General features: G+C 60.7%; 17 protein-coding genes. 4 read left to right on the top strand and 13 right to left on the bottom strand.

From position 1 onward, the window contains the following. Position 1: 1 nt before the first annotated feature. The 9 genes from ACK83U_RS27420 to ACK83U_RS27380 form a co-directional block, all read right to left on the bottom strand. A complete protein-coding gene (locus ACK83U_RS27420; protein ID WP_112609891.1) occupies positions 2 to 658 on the bottom strand; it encodes a glutathione S-transferase family protein in 657 nt (218 codons plus the stop codon). Then, a complete protein-coding gene (locus ACK83U_RS27415; protein WP_112609893.1) occupies positions 655 to 1,500 on the bottom strand; it encodes an aromatic ring-hydroxylating oxygenase subunit alpha in 846 nt (281 codons plus the stop codon). Before ACK83U_RS27415 ends, ACK83U_RS27420 begins: the two co-directional genes overlap by 4 nt. Next, the gene (locus ACK83U_RS27410) at positions 1,497 to 2,141 is read right to left on the bottom strand and encodes a Rieske 2Fe-2S domain-containing protein (protein WP_112609895.1); all 645 of its coding nucleotides are present in this window, start codon (positions 2,139 to 2,141) and stop codon (positions 1,497 to 1,499) included. The genes ACK83U_RS27415 and ACK83U_RS27410 overlap by 4 nt, the downstream gene beginning before the upstream one ends. Positions 2,142 to 2,279: 138 nt before the next feature. After that, positions 2,280 to 2,564 carry an acylphosphatase gene (locus tag ACK83U_RS27405; RefSeq protein ID WP_112609897.1) on the bottom strand — a complete coding sequence of 95 codons (285 nt, stop codon included), beginning with the start codon at positions 2,562 to 2,564 and terminating at the stop codon, positions 2,280 to 2,282. A 130-nt stretch (positions 2,565 to 2,694) separates the two neighbouring features. Further along, the gene (locus ACK83U_RS27400; protein ID WP_112609899.1) at positions 2,695 to 4,209 is read right to left on the bottom strand and encodes an ABC transporter substrate-binding protein; all 1,515 of its coding nucleotides are present in this window, start codon (positions 4,207 to 4,209) and stop codon (positions 2,695 to 2,697) included. Positions 4,210 to 4,228: 19 nt separating this feature from the next. Beyond that, positions 4,229 to 5,932: an ABC transporter ATP-binding protein gene (locus ACK83U_RS27395; protein WP_112609901.1), complete on the bottom strand. Its 1,704-nt coding sequence runs from the start codon at positions 5,930 to 5,932 to the stop codon at positions 4,229 to 4,231. After that, on the bottom strand, positions 5,929 to 6,780 hold the full coding sequence (locus ACK83U_RS27390) for an ABC transporter permease (protein ID WP_112609903.1): 852 nt from the start codon (positions 6,778 to 6,780) through the stop codon (positions 5,929 to 5,931). The genes ACK83U_RS27395 and ACK83U_RS27390 overlap by 4 nt, the downstream gene beginning before the upstream one ends. Continuing rightward, entirely contained in the window at positions 6,777 to 7,715 is a 939-nt protein-coding gene (locus ACK83U_RS27385) for an ABC transporter permease (protein WP_112609905.1), read from the bottom strand. The genes ACK83U_RS27390 and ACK83U_RS27385 overlap by 4 nt, the downstream gene beginning before the upstream one ends. A gap of 51 nt (positions 7,716 to 7,766) precedes the next feature. After that, a complete protein-coding gene (locus tag ACK83U_RS27380) occupies positions 7,767 to 8,657 on the bottom strand; it encodes a proline iminopeptidase-family hydrolase (RefSeq protein ID WP_112609907.1) in 891 nt (296 codons plus the stop codon). 131 nt (positions 8,658 to 8,788) lie between these two features. Between ACK83U_RS27380 and ACK83U_RS27375 the strand changes: the two genes are divergently transcribed. Both ACK83U_RS27375 and ACK83U_RS27370 read left to right on the top strand, forming a co-directional pair. After that, positions 8,789 to 9,571 (top strand): LuxR family transcriptional regulator, encoded by a 783-nt coding sequence (locus ACK83U_RS27375; RefSeq protein WP_112609909.1) that lies wholly within the window; start codon positions 8,789 to 8,791, stop codon positions 9,569 to 9,571. A 54-nt stretch (positions 9,572 to 9,625) separates the two neighbouring features. Beyond that, positions 9,626 to 10,540 carry a proline iminopeptidase-family hydrolase gene (locus tag ACK83U_RS27370; protein WP_162708073.1) on the top strand — a complete coding sequence of 305 codons (915 nt, stop codon included), beginning with the start codon at positions 9,626 to 9,628 and terminating at the stop codon, positions 10,538 to 10,540. Positions 10,541 to 10,632: 92 nt separating this feature from the next. Here the strand turns inward: ACK83U_RS27370 and ACK83U_RS27365 are convergent, their stop codons facing one another. The 4 genes from ACK83U_RS27365 to ACK83U_RS27350 all read right to left on the bottom strand — a co-directional run bounded on the left by ACK83U_RS27365 (position 10,633) and on the right by ACK83U_RS27350 (position 18,239). Next, entirely contained in the window at positions 10,633 to 11,877 is a 1,245-nt protein-coding gene (locus ACK83U_RS27365; protein WP_112609913.1) for an amidohydrolase family protein, read from the bottom strand. Further along, entirely contained in the window at positions 11,874 to 13,448 is a 1,575-nt protein-coding gene (locus tag ACK83U_RS27360) for a gamma-glutamyltransferase family protein (protein ID WP_112609915.1), read from the bottom strand. Before ACK83U_RS27360 ends, ACK83U_RS27365 begins: the two co-directional genes overlap by 4 nt. A 440-nt stretch (positions 13,449 to 13,888) precedes the next feature. Continuing rightward, entirely contained in the window at positions 13,889 to 17,047 is a 3,159-nt protein-coding gene (locus tag ACK83U_RS27355; protein ID WP_112609917.1) for a multidrug efflux RND transporter permease subunit, read from the bottom strand. Positions 17,048 to 17,054: 7 nt separating this feature from the next. Continuing rightward, positions 17,055 to 18,239 (bottom strand): efflux RND transporter periplasmic adaptor subunit, encoded by a 1,185-nt coding sequence (locus ACK83U_RS27350; protein WP_112609919.1) that lies wholly within the window; start codon positions 18,237 to 18,239, stop codon positions 17,055 to 17,057. Between the two features lie 239 nt (positions 18,240 to 18,478). On the opposite strand from ACK83U_RS27350, the gene ACK83U_RS27345 reads away from it, so the two are divergent. After that, entirely contained in the window at positions 18,479 to 19,171 is a 693-nt protein-coding gene (locus ACK83U_RS27345; protein WP_112609921.1) for a response regulator, read from the top strand. After that, positions 19,128 to 20,213 (top strand): sensor histidine kinase, encoded by a 1,086-nt coding sequence (locus tag ACK83U_RS27340; protein ID WP_246698954.1) that lies wholly within the window; start codon positions 19,128 to 19,130, stop codon positions 20,211 to 20,213. Before ACK83U_RS27345 ends, ACK83U_RS27340 begins: the two co-directional genes overlap by 44 nt.

The raw sequence follows: 20,213 nt of genomic DNA, 5'->3' as shown, positions 1-20,213 counted from the left end.
ATCACGCCTCCCCCGCCGGGTGCGGATCGGGTTTCAGCTCGTGCAGGCGGTGAATGCCGGGCATTTCGATGAAACCGGGCAGGCTGCGGATGGCGCGCATCCAGAGCCGGATCAATGGGTAGGGGTCAAGCGAGATGCCGCCGTCAGGCGCAAGCGCGACATAGGGAAAGCAGGCGATATCGGCGATCGTCGCCCGGCTTCCTGCGAGGAATTGCATGCCGCGCTCGCCCTGCTCGAAGAGGCCAGCTTCGAGCTCGCGCAGGGCAGCAATCCCCTGAGCCTGTAGAACCTTAATGTCACCCGGTCGCAGGAGCATTTCGTGGAGCCGCGCGCCACCAAGATTGGCTGTCAGGCGATGGGAGAAGGAGAGCCATTGCTCCACGCGCGCCGTCCCCTGCGGCGAAGCCTGCCCCAGCCATTCCGGCGCAGAATTGGCAGCGAGATAGGCAAGCATGGCGGAGGATTCGGTGAGCACAAGATCGCCATCTTCGAGGATCGGGATGGAGCCTGCCGGATTGAGCGCCAGAAGCTCCGGCCCGCGATGCTCCGCGCCGGGATGGAAGTCGACGGGCCGGATGTCGAGCTTGATGCCGAGGATCGCGGCCATCAGCCGGATCTTGTAGCAACTCGGCGATAAGATGTAGTCATAGAGTTTCATTGTGCGACCAACTGTGCGCCGTAGGTATAGTTATGGCGCTTGAGCCATCGCCGGTAGGCGACCGAGGTGAGGTCGGCCCTTGTCGGAATTTCCATGCCGGGATCGAGCGGAAGAAGCGCGGGTATCTGGTTTTCGAGGATCGAGCGGTCCTGCAGGAAGATCGTCTGCTGAAAGTGGATGAGGTCCGTCATCGGCGTTTCATCATCGAAGAGCGCCATCCACGGCCATACGTCGCATAGGTCTTCAGCGAGCGGCTGGACGAACAAGGTTATGACGTCCCATTCGCTAGGGCGCGGAGGGCATGTCTTGTAGAGGACGGAACAGGTCGGGGCTGGCACGCGATACATGTATTCAGTGGTAATGCCGCCGGTCGCGGATTTTGCAGCCTGCGGCTGGTAGAATTTTACTTGCGTTGCCCAGACTTCATCGACACCCTCGCGGATCTCGACCTTATAGTTTTCGACTTCCGTATGCGGTTCCGCACCGAGGATGTCGGTGTGGACAAAGGGAAAATGCGCGATGTCGAGAAAGTTCTCTACGGCGCGAAGCGGCGAGCAGCGCACACGGACCACGCCGACATCGACGAAGCGCCGGCCCGGCTGATCAGCCTCCGGAATGGCGAAAAGCTCCTTCTCCGGGTTCCCGAGGGAAGACCAGACATGGCCATACCGCACCCGGACGGGGAGGGCCCTTCCCTCGGCAGTAATCACCTGCGCATTGCCATGCCGATCGCGCGCGACCTCGATCGCCTCGCCCATTAGCCAGGTCTTGCTTCCCTTCTCGCTGAGTTGGCTGAAGAGGCCGACAGGATACCATTCATCCATCATGGCGCCGACTTTCATTCCGCGATCTCCCTATGGCGCTCTTCCGCCGTACGGCGAATGGATTCGACAATCCGAGACGCCGCAATGCGGTCTGCCGGGCTGCGATCCCTGTCGATCATGAGAAGTAGGAGCGCATGCTTTTCCTGTGGCGCCAGAAGCAACCCAATCCAGGGAAATTCCGGCAAGCGGATCAGTTCCCTAGCATCGATCTTCGCCCCTGCCGCGGCCTCGATTGCCGCGACATCCGCTTTCACGCCTAGAGTGCGTAAAGGGACCAGCTCGTCAAGCTGTGGAGGCTGCGTCGCCGGCTGTCCGACGGCTGCCCATAAGATGCCGCCCGCTTCTTCGATTTGCTGGACGGCGACACGAATGGTTTCCGGGGGAACCAGATCCGGATGGGCGGGAATGCGAATACATCCGCCTGACACCGCATAGCTCCAACCGTGATAGATGCAGGACAGCGCTTCGCCGCGGACGAAACCATGCGACAATCTCATTCCGCGATGCGGACAGCGATCGGAAGATGCAGTTGCGCGGCCCGACTGACTGCGCCACAGGGCAATCGGGCCAACCGATGTCCAGGCCGGTATGACGGTTCCTGGCGGCAGATCAGAGGAAAGGGCGACTGGCGCCCAGGATCCGGCCCCATCAAATGGCATGGTCTCAACTCTCTAATTTCACCAATGGCTTAGCGCCGCTGGTCGTAGGCAGGCACTGATGCCTGCATCCCCGTAGCGTTCAAAGATTTTGCATAAATAATTCGCATTGGCAACAATGATTAAATAAAAGGCAATAGATCAGGAATTTCTAAGATGCGATGGCTGCGGGTCATTCATGACCCTGCGCTGAATCTCGTCTACCCAGACGTCGATCGGACCGAGTGAGCAGCCCATTTCCAGCATGTCGATCAGTTCCACAGGCCCGGTGACCTCAAGTTCGATTCGGTCTGCATCGGAATGGAAGAATGTCTGCGAAAGCCCGAGCTTGTTGGCGTGACGCTGGATCCAGGGGACGAACGAGGCTGCGTTAAGGTCGCCCAGTATCGTCATGCGCTCCCGAAATTCACCATGCGGTGTCAGCATCCGTCAACGACCCTCGTTTCATATCAGGATGGCAGAATAGCCGCTTCGTGAGTTTGCGAAAGGGGCTGCCTCACACAGCAATGCTCCGCTGTCTTTGCGACAGCGGAGTTTTAGCCTGCATGAAGCGACATCAATTCTTGGCCGTATCTTCCAGGAAGAAGCGGCCGAGCGGGTTTTGATGGAAGTTATCGATATTCTTGCGCGCGACGTTGATATAGGGGCTGTAATAGAGGTCGATCCAGTTGACGTCGTCCTTCGCCATCTTCTGCAGATCGACATACATCTCTTCGCGCTTCTTGGGATCGAGCTCCAGGCGGGCCTTGGCAACGAGCTCCTTCACGGCCTCATTCTTGTAGTTGGTTGAATAGTTGTTGTTGGAATCGTGACCGAGCACGAAGGTCGTCTTCTGGTCCGGATCAAGGATATCGTTGGTCCAGTAGTTGACTGAGATGTCGTAATCACCGGCAACGGTCATGTCCCATTCCTGGCTCGGATCGACCTTCTGCAGGTTGGCGGTAATGCCGGCCTTGGCAAGCTGTTGCTGCACCAGGACGGCCGTCTGCTCATCCACTTCATCGCCGGCGCGAATGAGGTACTTTACAGTGAGATTGGAGACGCCTGCTGCCGAAAGCATCTGCTTGGCCTTCTCCGGATCGTAGGGGCGTTGCGGATTATCCGCATAGTAATACAAGGCGCCTTTGGGGATATAGGAGTTTGCAACCGTGCCCTGATGGAAGGTAACGGCGTCGACGATCGCCTTCTTGTCGATCGCCATGTCGAGGGCCTGGCGGACTTCCTTCTTGCCGAGGTCGCCATGGGCATGGTTGATCAGCAGGTGATCCTCACGCGTGGACGGATCGATCAGCACGTTGAGGTTCGGGTCCTTTTTCAGTTCTTCCACGCGCGAGAACGGAACGAAAATGGCGGTATCGAGCTGGCCGGCCTGCACGTTCAGCATCCGGGTGTTGTCGTCCGGTACCGAAATCCATTCGACGCCATCGAGCTTCACGCGGTCGGCCTGCCAGAAGTTCGGGTTCTTCTTCAGGATGATGCGATCGCCGCGGCGCCATTCCTCGACGGAAAAGGCGCCGGAGGCGATCGGCTTTTCCGCATAGGCATCAGCGCCTAAGGATTGCATGCCGGCCTTCGAGATGACCGAGGCATTCGGAAGCGCAAGCGTCGACAGGAAGGGTGCCGATGCGTGCTTGAGCTTGATCGTCAGCGTGTGCGGATCAGTCGCGACGGCGGTATCGATGACCTTGTAGGAATCGCTCCAGAGCGACGCCGGATCGTCGCGGATGCGCAGAAGGCTGAAGGCTGCATCATCAGCCGTCAGCGGCGAGCCATCGGAAAATTTTGCATCGCGAATCTTGAAGACATAGGTCAAACCGTCATCCGAGGTCGTCCAGCTTTCCGCTAGACCCGGTTCCAGCTTCGTGCCCGTCTTGTCGACGCGCACCAGCACGTCGTAGACGTTGGAGAACACCCAGTTGTCGATATTCTGCGCCGTCTTGATCGGATCGAACGTCGTCGAATCCTCACGGCGGCCGATGGTCAGTACGCCGGCGGCTTCCGCATAGCTCGCGCTCAGCGTCAAGCCGGCGAGAATGGCGGCAAGCCCGATTGTTTTCCACTTGTTGGTCATGAATTTGTTCCCTTCGTTGTTATCGCATGCGTTTGGCTGATTGGGTCTGCCCTGCCTGTGCCGCGTCGCGTTCGCCATGCAAGGGCCTGTCCGGATCGATATCGGGGATGGCTGCAATAAGCGCTGCGGTATAGGCATGTTTCGGGTGGGAGAAGATCTCCTGCGAGCGGCCTTCCTCGACGATCTCGCCGCGATACATCACGACGGTCCGCTCACAGAGATTGCGCACGATGGCGAGGTCGTGGGCAATGAAGATCAAGGTCAGGTTCATCCTGCGCGTCAATTCGCGGAAGAGGTCGATGATCTGCGCCTGGATGGTGACATCGAGGGCGGCTACGCATTCGTCGGCGATGATGAGCTTCGGGTCGACCGCAAGCGCCCTTGCAATGCCGGCGCGCTGGCATTGGCCGCCGCTCATGCTGCGCGGCTTGCGATCGGCGAACTCGCGCTCCAGTCCGACGAGATCGAGCAATTCGCTTATGCGTGCGGGGATCTCAGCCTTTGCGACCTTGCCCTGGACTTTCAGCACCTCGGCAAGCGTCTGGCCGATCGTCAGGCGCGGGTTGAGTGCGTTGAACGGGTCTTGGAAGACCATGGCCGTTTCGCGCCGGAGCCTTGCCAGGCCGGCGCTCTTCTGCTGGGTCAGATCGATACCGTCGAAAGTCACATGACCGGAGGAGATCGGGGTAAGGCCGAGGACGGCGCGCGCAAGCGTGCTCTTGCCGCTGCCGGATTCGCCGACGATGCCGATGGTTTCGCCCAGCATGACCTGCAGGCTGACGCCGGAAACGGCGCTGACCGTCTTTGCCCCGCTGCCCTTTAAGAAACCGCCGCCGACCCTGAAGTCGACACGCAGGTCATCGATTTCGAGAAGCGGCTTGGCTGACCTCTCCGGCCTTGTGGGTTCCGGCTGCGTCATCACCGCTTCGTCGGGCAGGGAAGGGTGGCTGTTGATCAGATCGATCGTATAGGGATTTTCAGGCCGGCTGAGGATCGTCCTTTTGGGACCCTGTTCAAGCAGCCGGCCGCTGCGCATGACGGCGATCCTGTCGCAGGTCTGGGCGACGATGCCGAGATCGTGGGTGATGAGGATGATCGAAAGCCCGCGCTTGTCGCGAATGTCGATCAGCAGCCGCAGGATCTGCGCCTGGATGGTGACGTCGAGCGCCGTCGTCGGCTCGTCAGCGATGAGAATCTTCGGATTACAGGAGAGCGCGACGCCGATCATGGCACGCTGCCGCATTCCGCCGGAAAACTCGTGCGGATAGCTGTCATACTGCCTTTTGGGATCAGGAAAGCCGACCTGCTCAAGGATCTCGGTTGCGGCTGCGCGCGCCTCGCGCGTTTTGAGCCCCTGATGGTAGCGGATGCCTTCGGCGATCTGGTCGCCGATGCGCATGACAGGATCGAGATGGCTCGTCGGATTCTGGAAGATCATGCCGATCTCGCCGCCACGCACCTTAAGCATCTCGGCATCACTGATTTCTGTGAGCTCTCGCCATTCGAGGCGAATGGAGCCGCTTTCGATCTTCAGAAGCGACGAGGGTAGCAGCCGCACCAGCGAGCGGCACAAGAGGCTCTTGCCCGAGCCGCTCTCGCCGACAAGACCGAGAATTTCGCCCTTGCCGAGATCGAGCGAAACGCTGTCGATCAGCGTGCGGGTGCCACCATCGAGTCTTGCCTTGACCACGAGGTCTCGAACGGAGAGCAGGGAGTCGCTCATTCATGCACCCCCAGCAGCTCGCCGAGTGCATCGCCCAGCATGCTGAAGCCGAAGGCGAGGCAGACGATGGACAGGCCGGGAAACAGCGTGATCCACCAGGCCGTGGTGATGAAGCTCTGGCCTTCCGCCACCATGACACCCCATTCGGCAAGTGGCGGCTGAACGCCGAGGCCGAGATAGCTGACGGCTGCACCGCTCAGGAGCACCAGAACGGCATCCGACATGGAAAAGACGATCGAGCCGGCAATGGCGTTCGGCAGCAGGTGGCGGAACATGATCCTAGGCCGGCTGAAGCCGAGACTGACGGCAGCAACGGCATAATCGCTGCCCTTCAGCACCAGCATCTGCGCGCGGATGAGGCGGGCATAGGAGACCCAGCCGACCAGGGCCATGGCAATATAGAAGCTGCTCAGCCCCGGTCCCAGAATGGCGATGATCGACAGCATCAGCACCAGGAAGGGGAAGGCCAAGATAATATCGACGATGCGCATGAAGATCGCGTCAATAAGGCCGCCGAAAAAGCCGGCGATGGTGCCGACCGTGGTGCCGATCAGAAACGGGAAGAGCACGCCAATGACGGCGATCTGCAGATCGATGCGCGCACCCCAGATAACGCGGGAAAGAATGTCGCGTCCGAAATTGTCCGTGCCGAACGGATGCAGGAACGACGGCGCCTGCAGGCGCATATCGGCATTCTGAAAGATCGGGTCATAGGGCGCCACCATTGGCGCTGAAATCGCCAGAAGGAGGAAGAACAGAAGGATGCCGCCGCCGAGCGTCAGCGTCAGGTGTTTCCCAAAAAACCTGTTCCAGCCGGGGGAAGTGGTCGCCGTCGTGTCGATGCTCATAGCTTCACCCGCGGATCGGCGGCGACCGTGACGATATCGGCGAGGAAGTTGACCAGCACCGTGGCGCAGGCAAACACCATCGCAACACCTTGAACGACCATGTAGTCGCGCGAGAAGATGGCGCGCACCAGCAGCTGTCCCATGCCGGGCAGGGCAAAGACGCTTTCGACGACGACCGTGCCGCCGATCAGCCAGCCGATGTTGACGGCGAGCAGGTTGATTGATGGCACCAGCGAGTTCGGCACGACATGCCGCCAGAAGACGATACCCTCCGGCATGCCGCGGGCGCGGGCCGCAGTCGCAACATCCGATTTAAGAGATTCGATCATCGCGGCCCGCAGGCTGCGGGTCAACACCGTCGAAAGCGATAGCGCAACCGTCAGAGCCGGCAGGATGAGATGAGCGATCTTCTCGCCGATCGTCGAGCCGTAGCCCGAGACCGGCAGGACGCCGAGCTGGACGCTGAAGAGGATGATCATCATCAGCCCCAGCCAAAAGGGCGGAAAGCCGATGCCGAAGGTCGAGACGACGCGCACGATATGATCCGATGCGCGACCGACATTGCGGGCGGCAATCGCCGACATCGGCACGGCAATCAGGATCGACAGGATGACGCTCGAGACGACCAGTGCGATCGTCGGCTCGATCCGGGTCGAAATCAGCGGCAGCACGTCGATCTTGTAGAGGATCGATTTGCCCATCTCGCCATTGCCGAGGTTTTTGATGAAATAGAAATATTGCAGCCACATCGGCTGATCGAGGCCATATTGCGCCCGAATGCTGGCAAGCGCTGTCGGGGTGGCACGCGTACCGAGGATATTGCGCGCGGGATCGCCGGGAATGAGGCGGACCAGAACGAAGGTGATGACGCTGATGCCGAAGAGGACGGGCAGGAATTGCAGCGGCCGTGTCAGTACGAATTTATAGCGATGCATGGCGGCGATCGCCCCCTTGTCGTCGGTGGGATTGGATCACCTTAACTTGCATCAGCTTGCCCTATGCCGTGACAGGAAATCGAGGAGCGCCGGATAGTAATCCCACGGGTTCTCATAGAAGGGCATGTGGCTGGCATTGGCGAAGACCTTGAGTTCGGCATCCTTCAAGGCAAGCTTCATCCTGAGTGCGCAGGCCGGCGTCAACTCGTCATGTTCGCCCGCCGTGATCAGCACCGGCATGGCAAGTTTCGGAAGGTCCGGAATGCGGTTCCAGTCCTTGAGATTGCCGATATAGAGAAATTCGTTCGGTCCCTGCATCGTCTCGTAGGGACCCATGTTCCAATCGTCGAGCGAGCGGCGGACAGGTGCCGGCCATTCCGGCAGGCGGCAGACATGGCGATAGTTGAGTATGGTGACGGCGGCGAGATATTCGGGGTGGTTATAGGTGCCTTGCGCCTCGTGCTTCTGCATCATCTCGACCGTTTCCGGGCCGAGCGCCGCGCGCAGCCGCTCCAGCTCGGAAATCAGATGCGGCATGTCGGCGACGGTATCTTCGAGGATCAGCGTCTTGAGGTTCTCGGGATAGGTCAGCGCATAGTCGATTGCCAGCCAGCCGCCCCAGGAGTGGCCGAGCATATGGACCTTGCTGAGACCGAGCGCCTTGCGGACGGTCTCGGTCTCCTCCACGTAACGGCCAATGCTCCATAGACCCTTGTCGGTCGGGCGGTCTGAGGCGCCGGTGCCGAGCTGGTCGAAGGCAACGACCCTGTACCCCTTGTCGATCAGGCAGGAATGAGCCTCGCGCAGATAGTCGCAGGGCAGGCCGGGGCCGCCGTTCAGGCAGAAGACCGTCTCAGGGCCGCTGCCAAAGCTGTAGGCGACCACCTTGTAGCCATCGACCTCGACAACATGCCGCGCCTCCGGCTCAATTTCACGCCACATTGACAACTCCGGCGAAAGATTCTGCTTGCTCAATATTTGAGCATGGCTAAATTTTTACCTTAAACCGCGCTCGGCACCAGCTATAAGAAGTGATAGGTTGGGAGGTCGCAGGCACAGATTGGAACCGCTGCATGTTCGATCAAATCGGAACCATCAGACGCCAGTTCACGGCGCATCAGACGCTGGACGGCCGCATCGACCATATCTTCGAGCGTATGAAGGCAATCGGCTTCGAGGCTTTGATCTACGATTATTCGCCGGTTCCCTACGACCTCGACGGCAAGATCATGATCCCATCGCTTTTAAAGCTCAGGAACATCTCCGACGACATGTATGAATACTGGTTCGATCGCGGCTATTTCCGCATCGATCCGGTGCAGCAGGTGGCGCTACGAACCTCGGCGCCCTTCTTCTGGAATTATGATCCCGACGCCGATACGCTGATCAAGCGCTTCATGAGCGAGGCCACGGTTCCCGTTGCGCGCTACCTGAGCGAGCGCGACATGTCGACGGGTGTCACGGTGCCGGTGCACATGCCGCGCGGCGATTACGCGACGGTCACGGGAATTCGCTTTGGTGCCAACAAGGAGTTCGAGCGCGACGCCCTGCGTTATATCGCCGATTTCAACCTGCTTGCGCATGTCTTCCACGAGACGGCCTATTCGCTCTTCGACACCGCAGCGCTGAGTGTCGGCAAGATCCGGCTGACGGAGCGCGAAAGGGAATGCCTGCGCTATTCCGCCGAGGGCTATTCCGCCAAGGAGATTTCCCGCATCATCGATCGCTCGGTGCCGACGGTCGTCATGCATTTGAATGCCGCGGCAAAGAAGCTTGGCGCAAAGAACCGCACGCAGGCGGTCGTCCGCGCCACGCATTATCGGCTGCTGGACGCACAGCCATCCTATAACTTCTGATAGCTGCCGCAGCCGTTTCGGTCGCGTTATGGTCTGGTCCATCGAAGCCTGGAGATGGAGAGACACGTGGCCGCAATCCCGACGCAGGAAGCCTTTCTGCCCTTTCGCGAATACCGGACATGGTACCGCATCACCGGTTCGCTCGATTCCGGCAGGCTGCCGCTCGTCGTCGCCCATGGCGGGCCTGGCTGCACCCATGATTATGTCGATAGCTTCAAGGGCATTGCCGAAATCGATGGCCGCGCCGTCATTCACTACGATCAACTCGGCAACGGCAAGTCCACGCGCCTGCCAGAGAAAGGCCCTGATTTCTGGACACCGGCGCTTTTCCTGGATGAGCTGGACACGCTGCTGAGGCACCTCGGCATTCAGGATCGCTATGCCTTTCTCGGACAGTCCTGGGGCGGCATGCTGGGTGCCGAACATGCGGTGCGTCGACCGAAGGGGCTGAAGGCATTGGTGATCGCCAATTCGCCGGCCAACATGCATACCTGGGTCGCAGAAGCGAATCGCCTTCGCGAGGAGCTGCCGCAAGAGGTGCAGGACACATTATTGAAGCACGAACGCGCCGGCACGATCACCGATCCGGAATATATCGCCGCCTCCCGCGTCTTCTATGATCGCCATGTCTGCCGCGTCGTGCCCTGGCCGGAGGAGGTTGCCCGCACCTTCGCCACCATGGACGAGGACAATACCGTCTACCGCAACATGAATGGCCCGACCGAGTTTCACGTCATCGGCACGATGAAGGACTGGACGATCGAAGACAGACTTCCGCTCATCGAGGCGCCTACCTTGCTGATCTCAGGCAAATATGACGAGGCGACGCCTCTGGTAGTCAAGCCTTATGTCGATCGTGTGAGGGGCTGCGAGTGGGTGCTCTTTGAAAATTCGAGCCATATGCCGCATGTCGAAGAGAAGGATATTTGCCTGAAGACGGTCTCGGAGTTCCTGGGGCGGTATGACTGATCTTTCGGCCTTAGCGGGGTATCCAATTGCGCTGCCCGCCTCGCTTCTTACTTCGTGGACCACTTCGGTCCCCGATGGATGGCGCGGTCGTTCTAGATCGGTTTGTGGAGCATAGGGCGACCGTTGTCGAAGCTCTTGCGCCCCTTTTTCCAGCCGGCAATCACGCGGGCAATCTCGCGCACGGCCGCATTAGGGCCGGCGCTGTCGAGGAGCACGATCGTCGCTTCGTCGCCCGCCTGCAGACGCGTGCTGCCGTCGAGTTGGCCCGCTGCCATTCCGCTCACCATGTCGAAAACCAAGGCCATCTCGTCGTCACGCGAAAGCTGGGCCACATTGGCGTAAAGATTAGCCATGCGAATGAGCGAAGCGTCGCCATAGGGCGTGAAGGGATTAAGAATATTGTTGGTCGCAATCGACGTGGCGACCCCTCTTCCGGCGAGCAGATGGGCCGGCGCTACGCCACGCGGGACCAGGCGGTCGTGTCCGCGGCCCATCAGAAACAGATCGGTTGCCGGCAGCACCGACAGAGCGATCCCGGCTTTTGCCAGGTCATCTGCGATGGCAAGCAGCTGTGCCTGTGGCATAGCCGACAGATTGGTGACGTGGCCGATCGATACGCGGCCCTGCCAGCCATGACGGAGCGTCGCGTCGATCACCTTGGGCAGATCGGTTCGATCCGGATCGAGACTGAAATCGAGATGAAAGTCGACCGCAACATTGTGCTTTGATGCCAATGCGAAAATCATGTCCACATGCCGGCCGGGAGAGGGATCCGTATAAGGACAGCCTCCCACCAGATCTGCACCATCGGCAAGTGCTGCGTCGAGCATATCGTATGTTTGCGGATCGTTCGTCAGCCCGTCCTGGGCAAAGGCGCAGATTTCGATGTCGATCGCGAAAGCATAATCCCCACGGACACGCTTGATCGCCTCAAAGGAGCGGAAGCCTGCGCGCGGATCGATCTCGACGAAGGTTCGCATCCTCGTCGTGCCGTGCGAAATCGCTCTCTCCACGATGCGTGCAGCGCGCGAATAAACATCGGCTTCTTCAAAACCTACCTTGGCTTTGGCGACTTCCTGCACGGCCTCGCTCAACGTACCCTCGCAAATTGCGCAGCGGTCGAGAATGCAGGCCTTGTCGAGATGGATATGGGTATCGACAAATCCGCCGAAGGCGAAGCTTCCCTCGCCGTCGACGTCCGATACCGCGTCGCACCGAATGCGGGGTTCTATGGCTGCGATCCGGTCGCCCCGAACTGCGATGTCGACGAAATCGCCGTCCTCCGCGATGCGAACGTTACGGATGATGAGATCGAATTGTTGATCGCTGGCGCTCAAAGTAGAATCGCGCCTCCATCGCTGCGCGGATCATGCGCGCCTTCGATCGATCCGTCGTTTCCGATGCGGACGACACCGGCTTGGCCGCCAAGCGGACTGAGAGCGTCGATTGTCGAGATCTCATGTCCCATGGCGGCAAGGGCCGACACCAATTCGGCGCCAATATTTTCCTCGATCTTCAGGCTGTCGCGGCTGTCCGAGAATGTGCGGCCGAGCAAAAAGCGCGGGCGTGCAAGGGCGGCAGCGGGATCAAGGCCGTGATCGATCAGCAGGCTGAGCAGCAGCGACAGCGTCTGTGGCTGGCCATCCGCCCCTTGCGTTCCATAGACCAGATGCGGGCGCCCGTTCTTCAGCGCAAGACCTGGATTGAGCGTATAGAAAGGACGCTTTCCAGGCCGGATATGATTGGGGCTTGCCGGATCGGTGCTGAAGGCGGCTCCCCTGTTTTGCCAGAGGAGGCCGGTGTCGCCGATTACCACCCCGCTGCCCCAGTCGAAGTAGAGGCTTTGCAGCAGCGACGCGCATCGTCCATTGGCATCCACGGCTGCAAGCAGCGCCGTGTCACCATGTCGATAGTCTTGCGGCCAAGGCAAGGCCCATGCCGGATCGATCGCAGCAGCCTTGGCCACAAGGCGATCCGGATCGAGAAGGTGTTTCGAGACATCTGCGGCGCAGCGAGGATCAGCGATGGCGTGCCGATCGAGGAATGCCTGTTTCACGGCCTCGACCAGTGCGTGATAATAGGCCGGGCTGTCGGGCTGGAAATCTGCCATCGGCAGGTGGCCGAGCACACCCATGATGCCGAGGGTGGTTATGCCTTGGGTCGGCGGTGGCGGAGCAAGAAGTATCGTGTCGCGATATGCCTGCCGGAGGGGAGCGACAATATCGGTCCGCGTGGCGGCGAGATCGGCGGCGGAAAGCGGAGAACCGACCTCGGCAAGCCCGCTCGCAATTCGCCGGGCCAGCGCACCCTCGTAGAATTCGCGGGTGCCGTGACGAGCTATGGCCTCGAGCGTCCGGGCCAAGGCGGGCTGGTGCTGGACGCCGCCAGATCGGAAGAGCCCGGTGAAGCCCGGCCAGTCGTTCAGTTCATCGCGCCGGAATTCGTACCAGAAAGCCTGCGACTGACTGACCTGAAATCCGCCGTCGGCGAGCGCAATGGCGTCGTCGAGAAGGGCCGGCAATTGTTCGGTGCCTGCCCATTCGGCAGCGGAGTAGGCCAGCGCCTTCTCCCAGCTGTCGACGAGGCATGCTGTCGTGAGCGTAGAGGCCGGCCCCCGCAGAGGTATCTCTCCCCGCGGCATGGCTGCCGCGGCCTGTCCGATGCCGAGGAAAGTCCGCGCACTGCCTTTCTCGTCTGCCACCAGCCAGACGGCATCGCCGCCGAGACCGCAGAAATGAGGATAGGTAACCGACAAGGCAGCGCCGGCTGCCACAAGCGCTTCGATTGCATTGCCGCCCCGCTTGAGCACTTTCGCGCCAGCTTGGCTGGCCAGCCAATGCGGTGTCGCGATCATTGCGCTGGAAGACGGCGAATTCGTTTGCGGGGTTTCTTTAGCAGAAGGGCTCATGAGTAGATTTCAGCGATGCTTCCGGTGGCGATGCGGTTTGGCGTGGAGCGACGGCGGCGGCTTTCGACCGATACTCGGCCATTGGAGTCACGAAATCGTCCTTCAGGCTAACGGTAATGACATGCGTTTGGCATGGGCACAATCCTGACGGCATGATCTGCACAACCGTGCATGCAATACCGATGCCATAAGGAATCCTGGTTAGCCGTGCTCAGCATTTCGCCTGCTAAGCTTTTGTGTTTTATTTGGAATAAGTCTGCGGCCAACCAATCCCGGAAGAAAGCGGCCTTTGCCGGTTCTCCGAGATTGCCGCAGCCGATGCCTAACAATTCATTTCGTCATGAATAGGTGACGGAAAAAATGGCAGTCAGTTAAAGGCCTTCGAATTAACCGGCATGATGCGGTCGGCATAAGGCGGTCTTGGAAGGTCATTCTCCTTCTCATCGAGATCGGGGATCGGCGGTGGGTGCGGGCGGGACGTCGGCGCCCGCACCCTTCTCTTCGGCCGGTCTCTTGGTCCGGAGGAGGGACAGCACAAAGACGAAAAAGACCGGGACGAAGAAGACGGCAAGGACCGTTGCGGAGATCATGCCGCCAAGGACGCCCGTACCGATCGCATTCTGGCTGGCGGCACTGGGGCCCGTTGCGATCGCCAGCGGCACGACGCCAAGCGTGAAGGCAAGCGACGTCATCACGATCGGGCGGAAGCGGACGCGAGCAGCCTCGGTCGCTGAATCCAGCAGGGACTTGCCTTGTGCGTAATAATCCCTGGCGAACTCGACGATCAGGATGGCGTTCTTCGCCGACAGGCCGATGATCGCAATGAGCCCGACCTTGAAATAAAGGTCGTTCGGCATGTCGCGGAGGATCGCCGCCAATGCGCAGCCGATAATGCCGAGTGGTACGACAAGCATGACCGACAGCGGGATCGACCAGCTCTCATAGAGGCCCGCCAGCAGCAGGAAGACGAAGAGGATGCTGAAGGCGAAAAGGATCGGCGCCTGGCTGCCGGAGGCGATTTCCTCGCGCGATTGACCGGACCACTCGTAGCCGAAACCGTCGGGAAGTTCGGATGCGAGGCGTTCCATCTCGGCAATGGCGGCACCCGAAGACTTGCCTGTTGCTGCCTCGCCGGTGATACGGACGGTCGGATAGCCGTTGTAGCCGACGATCTGCGGATCGCCCTTGCGCCAATCAGCGGTCGCGAAGGATGCCAGCGGCACCATCCCGCCGCTTGCGTTGCGGACGTTCAGCTTCATCATATCTTCCACCTGCATGCGGCTGCGGCCATCCGCCTGCACGATGACCTGCTGCATGCGGCCGGCATTCGGATGGTCGTTGATATAGGAGGAGCCGAGGTTCGCGGTGATCGCATCGTTGATGTCGGTGAAGCCGACGCCGAAGGTGTTCGCCTTCTCGCGGTCGATCGCAAGCATGATCTGGGCGGCTTCCTGCATGCCCTCGATGCGGACGTTCGTCGCCACGCTGCTCTTGGCCGCCTTTGCCATCAATTCTTCCGCAGCTTGCTTGAGCGCCTTCTGTCCGCGCCCGGCGCGATCCTGGAGCCGGAAGGAGAAGCCGCTCGTCGTCCCGAAACCTTCGATTGGCGGCGGCGAAAGGGCATAGGAGGTGGCGTCCTTCAATCCGGCGAGCTGTGCGTTGACGCGCGCAGCGATTTCCGGCACCGAACTGCCCGCAGGCCGCACGGTCCAGTCCTTGAGCGTGACGAAGGCGATGGCCGAGTTCGGCCCGTTTCCGGAGAAGCTGAAACCCTGGACGGCAAAGACGTTTTCGACGGCCGGTTCGGCCTTGAAAATCGCCTCGATCTGCTTCAGCGACGCGATCGTGCGGTTGGCGCTCGCCTCCGGCGGTCCCTGGACGTCGACAATCAAGATGCCCTGGTCTTCCTCCGGCACGAAGGAACCGGGCAAGTTGACGAAAAGATAGCCGAGGCCGATGACGAGCGCGAGATAGACGCCCATCACGCGTCCCGACCGGCGCGCAAGGCCGGCAGCCGTCTTGGTATAGCCCGCCGTCATTCCGTCGAACTTGCGATTGAACCACCCGCCGAGCCCTTTCTTCTCATGATGATTTCCGTCGATCGGCTTCAGGAAGGTGGCGCAGAGCGCCGGCGTCAGCGATAGCGCCAGGAAAGCCGAGAACATGATCGAGACGACCATGGTCAGCGAAAATTGGCGGTATATGATGCCGGAAGCTCCGGGGAAGAATGCCATCGGAATGAAGACGCAGGACAGCACCAGCGTGATGCCGAGGATGGCGCCGGTGATCTGCTTCATTGCCTTCTGCGTCGCGGCTTTCGGCGGCAAACCCTCTTCGGCCATGATGCGCTCGACATTCTCGACCACGACGATGGCGTCATCGACGAGGATGCCGATCGCAAGCACCATGGCAAACATGGTCAGCACGTTGATGGAGAAGCCTGTCGCATACATGATGGCGCAGGTTCCGAGCAGGGCAACGGGCACGACGAGCGTCGGGATGACCGTGTAGCGGAAGTTCTGCAGGAAGACGAACATCACGATGAAGACGAGCACGATCGCCTCGATGAGCGTGTGCACGACCTTCTCGATCGAGGCATTGACGAAGGGGCTGGTGTCATAGGGGATCGAGTACTCGACACCTTTCGGGAAGAACTTCGACAGCTCGTCCATCTTCGCCTTAACGGCCCCCGAGACGGCAACGGCGTTGCCTGTCGAGGAAAGCTGAATGGCAAGGCCGGCGCTCGGATTGCCGTTGAGCCGGCTTGCAGTCGAATAGGTTTCCGCGCCATCCTCGACGCGGGCGACGTCGCGCAGGCGCACGGTCGAACCGTCGGGATTGGCGCGAAGGATGATGTCACCGAATTGCTTCGCGCTGTTGAGCTGGCCCTCGACGATCACGGTCGCGGTCAGATCCTGGCTGACCGGATTGGGCGTCGCGCCGATCTGACCGGCTGCGACCTGCGCGTTCTGGGCGGCGATTGCCGCGCTGATGTCGGCCGCCGTCAGATGAAGACCGACCATTTTGTCCGGGTCGATCCAGACGCGCAATGCCCGCTGAGAGGCGAAGACCTGCGCACGGCCGACGCCGGGAAGGCGGCGTAGCTCTCCGAGGATATTGCGGTTGATGTAGTCGCCGAGCGCGATCTCATCCGTCTTGCCGTCGGTCGAGGTCAGGGCCGCGATCAACAGGAAGCCGGCACTGGCTTCTTCGACCTGAATGCCTTGCGTGCGAACCGCCTGCGGCAGTCGCGCCTCGATGCGCCGCACCGCATTTTGCACGTCGACGGTCGCCTTGCCGATATCGGTTCCGGAGACGAAGGTGGCGTTGATGCTCACCGAGCCGGAATTGTCGGAGGTCGACTCGAAATAGGCGATGCCGTGGACGCCGTTCAGCTCCTGCTCGATCAGCCGGGTCACGCCCTGATAGATTTCCTGCGGCGAGGCGCCGGGGTAGGAGGCGGAAATGGAAAGCTGCGGAGGAGCGACGGCGGGATATTGCGCGACCGGCAATATCGGGATGGTAATGATCCCCGCAATCATGATGAAGAAAGCAAAGACCCATGCGAGGACGGGTCGCCTGATAAAGAACTGTGCCATGATTTGATTACTTTGCGGCCTGGTCTGAGGTGTTCGGCTCGGCGCTTGACGGCGTCCACGGTTCGGCGACGACCTTGCCACCGGGCGTGACCTTCGGGACTCCGTCCGCTATGATGGTTTCGCCATCCTTCAGCCCGGAAAGCACGATCCATTCGGCGCCGAGAGACGTGCCGAGGGCGATGTTGCGCACCTGTGCTGTTTGGTCGGCGGAGATCACGAAAATTTGCGGATTGCCCTCGGCGTCCCTCATCACCGCCCTTTGCGGAATGGTGATGCCGCTCTTCTGGACCGCCTGTTGGATGCGCACGCGGACATACATGCCCGGCAGGAGATCGCCATCGGGATTGGGAAATTCCGCACGCAATGTGACCTGTCCCGTGCTCGGGTCCACATTCGCGTTCGAAAACAGCAGCTTGCCCGGCTTGGAATAGCTCTTTCCACCGTCGAACACGAGCTCGACGGATGCCTGTCCGGGTGCCGGGCTCTGCAGCTTGCCTTCGCTGACGGCCCGCTTCAGCGCCAGGAGGTCCTGCGCGGACTGCGTGAAATCGGCATAGACCGGATCGATCTGCTGGATGAGCGCGAGATTGGACGCGCCTTCCGCCGTCACAAGCGTTCCCTCGGTCACGAGAGCGCCACCGATGATGCCGGTGATGGGCGCTTTTACCTCGGTGTAGTCCAGATTGATCTCAGCTTCGTCGAGGGCGGCTTGCTGAGCCGCGACATCGGCGTCGGCCTGTGCGAGATTGACGGCGGCTGTATCATAGTCGACGGCGGTCGAGACATTGCGCTCTCGCAGCGAGCGCTGGCGTTCCAGCTGTTGCCTCGCATTGGCCTGGACGGCCTTCGCCTTCTGCAAGGCCGCCCTGGCGCTCGCCACCCGCACCTGAAACAGCTTCGGATCGATCCGGTAAAGAACGTCGCCCTTATGGACGAGGCTGCCCTGCTCGAAGACGCGCTCCTGGAGAATGCCCGAGACGCGAGCACGTACCTCGGAGACCCGGGTCGCGGCGATGCGCCCTGGAAGCTCGCTCATGACAGGCACCGGATGCGCCCTGATTTGCAGGATACCGACGGCGGGGGCGGGCATTTCGCTGCTCTCCTGCGCGTAAGCGTGGCTGGAAATCAGCATAAGCATCGCCATTGCCGCCAATATCGCCTTCCCGCAAGGCAGTTCGATTGCAGATCGCATAGATGTATTCCCAATTGACCGTGGCGCGGGGAGATCGTCGCTCCGCGTCTCGACGGCATGAACCCATTCGAAAGGAGCCGCTTCAACGCCGGGCGCGAATGGCACTTTCGTCCGAGGTTAAGCAAACATCGGGATTGTTGGCCTTCGGTCGACGTTTTGTGGAGGTTTTATGGAGGAGGGCAGAGGAATGTTGACGCGCAGGCCCTGTCTGACGTTTCTATCCGGTAAAGGAGCCTTGGATGGAAAATGCATTGATATTGATCGTCGAGGACGAGCCGGAAATCTCCGATATTCTTGAACGCTATTTTGAGCGCGAGGGGTTTCGTGTGCTGACGGCCTCGGACGGCGAGATCGGGCTTTCCCATCACCAGCGGCTGCGGCCCGATCTCGTCGTCCTCGACGTCAAACTGCCGAAGCTCGACGGTCACACCGTGCTTGCCACCATCCGCCAAAGAGGCGATACGCCTGTTATCATGGTCACGGCACTTGCCGACGATCTCGACAAGCTGCATGGGCTGCGCTCCGGCGCCGACGACTATGTGGTCAAGCCGTTCAACCCGGTCGAGGTGGTCGCCCGGGCGCGGGCGGTTCTGAGACGGGCGACGGGAAGTGCTGCGAACAAGGTGCTGCGGGTCGGCAGGCTCGCAATCGATCCGATCGCCCACATGGCCGTCGTCGAGGACGGCGAAAGCCGCACGCCGTTGAACCTGACGCGCACCGAATTCCGCATCCTCGAATATATGGCTGGGTTCCCGAACAGGGCCTTCGAACGCGGCGAGATCGTCGATGCCTGCCTTCCCGAAGGCGATGCGCTTGACCGCACTGTCGACAGTCACATGAGCAAACTTCGCCGCAAGCTCGATGCCGCCGGTGTCGGCGAGCTTCTCAATGGCGTCAGGGGAGTGGGTTACCGCCTTGGCGATTTCGGTTAGCAACAGCCTTAACAGGCAAATCATCTGGTCGACGACCATCGTCGCCTTCGTCGCTCTGTCGGTGATGTTTTTCGGCTTCCTGATCTACGGCTATGTCTACGAATGGCTGTTCAAGGACTCCGCTCCGCCGGACGACTGGGCCGTCAGCGATTTCGTCGTGCTCGGCATCAACGTGGCGATCGGCCAGGCCGTCGGCGCTTATGTCGGATGGCGGCTTGCCCGGCGCCTCGTCAAGCCCCTGACGGCCGTGACGGAGGCTGCCCGCCTCATTGCGGATGGAGATTTTGCCGGCCGGGCAACCGGCGAAGGCAATTTCGGCGAAGCTGACCGTCTGATCAACGATTTCAATCGGATGGCAGAGGAGCTGCAAAGAGCGGAAAAGGAGCTCCAATATTCGAATTCAGCCATCGCGCACGAGTTGCGCACGCCGCTGACGATCCTGCGCGGGCGCATGCAGGGGCTGGCGGATGGGGTGTTCGAGCCGAGCCAGGAGGTATTCCGCGGATTGATCGGCCATATCGATGCTCTGACGCGCATCGTCGACGACCTCAAGACGCTTTCGCTGATGAATGCCGGGCGCATGGAGCTGCAGCAATCGCGTTTCGACGTTGGAGAAGAAATCGCAGACATCATCGATTCCGTTGGGCCGGCGCTTGCCAGCCTCAGCATCAGGATTGAAACCGACTTGCAGAAGATGCCGGTGATTGCCGATCGGGCGCGCATCCGGCAGGCAATGCTTGCGCTCATCGACAATGTCGCACGCTACGCTCCGGGCTCGAGGTTGAGTGTAGCCTCTCAGGAGGCCGGCAACCTGTGCGTCATCATGGTTTCGGATGACGGCCCCGGCATGACGGCTGCGGAAAGCGAACGGGCCTTTGAGCGGTTCTGGAGGGCCGACGATGCGAGAACGCGAAGAGGCGGCGGGTCAGGCCTCGGCCTCGCCGTCGTCAAGGCGATCGCCGAGGCGCACGGCGGCCACGCGACGATCGACAGCCGCAAGGGTGGCGGCACGACCATCGTGCTGACAATCCCGCGCTGCTGA

Origin of the sequence: Rhizobium sp. WW22 (assembly GCF_047041135.1) — a bacterium.
Taxonomy (GTDB): Bacteria; Pseudomonadota; Alphaproteobacteria; order Rhizobiales; family Rhizobiaceae; genus Rhizobium.
This window is presented reverse-complemented; position numbering and strand designations above follow the sequence as displayed.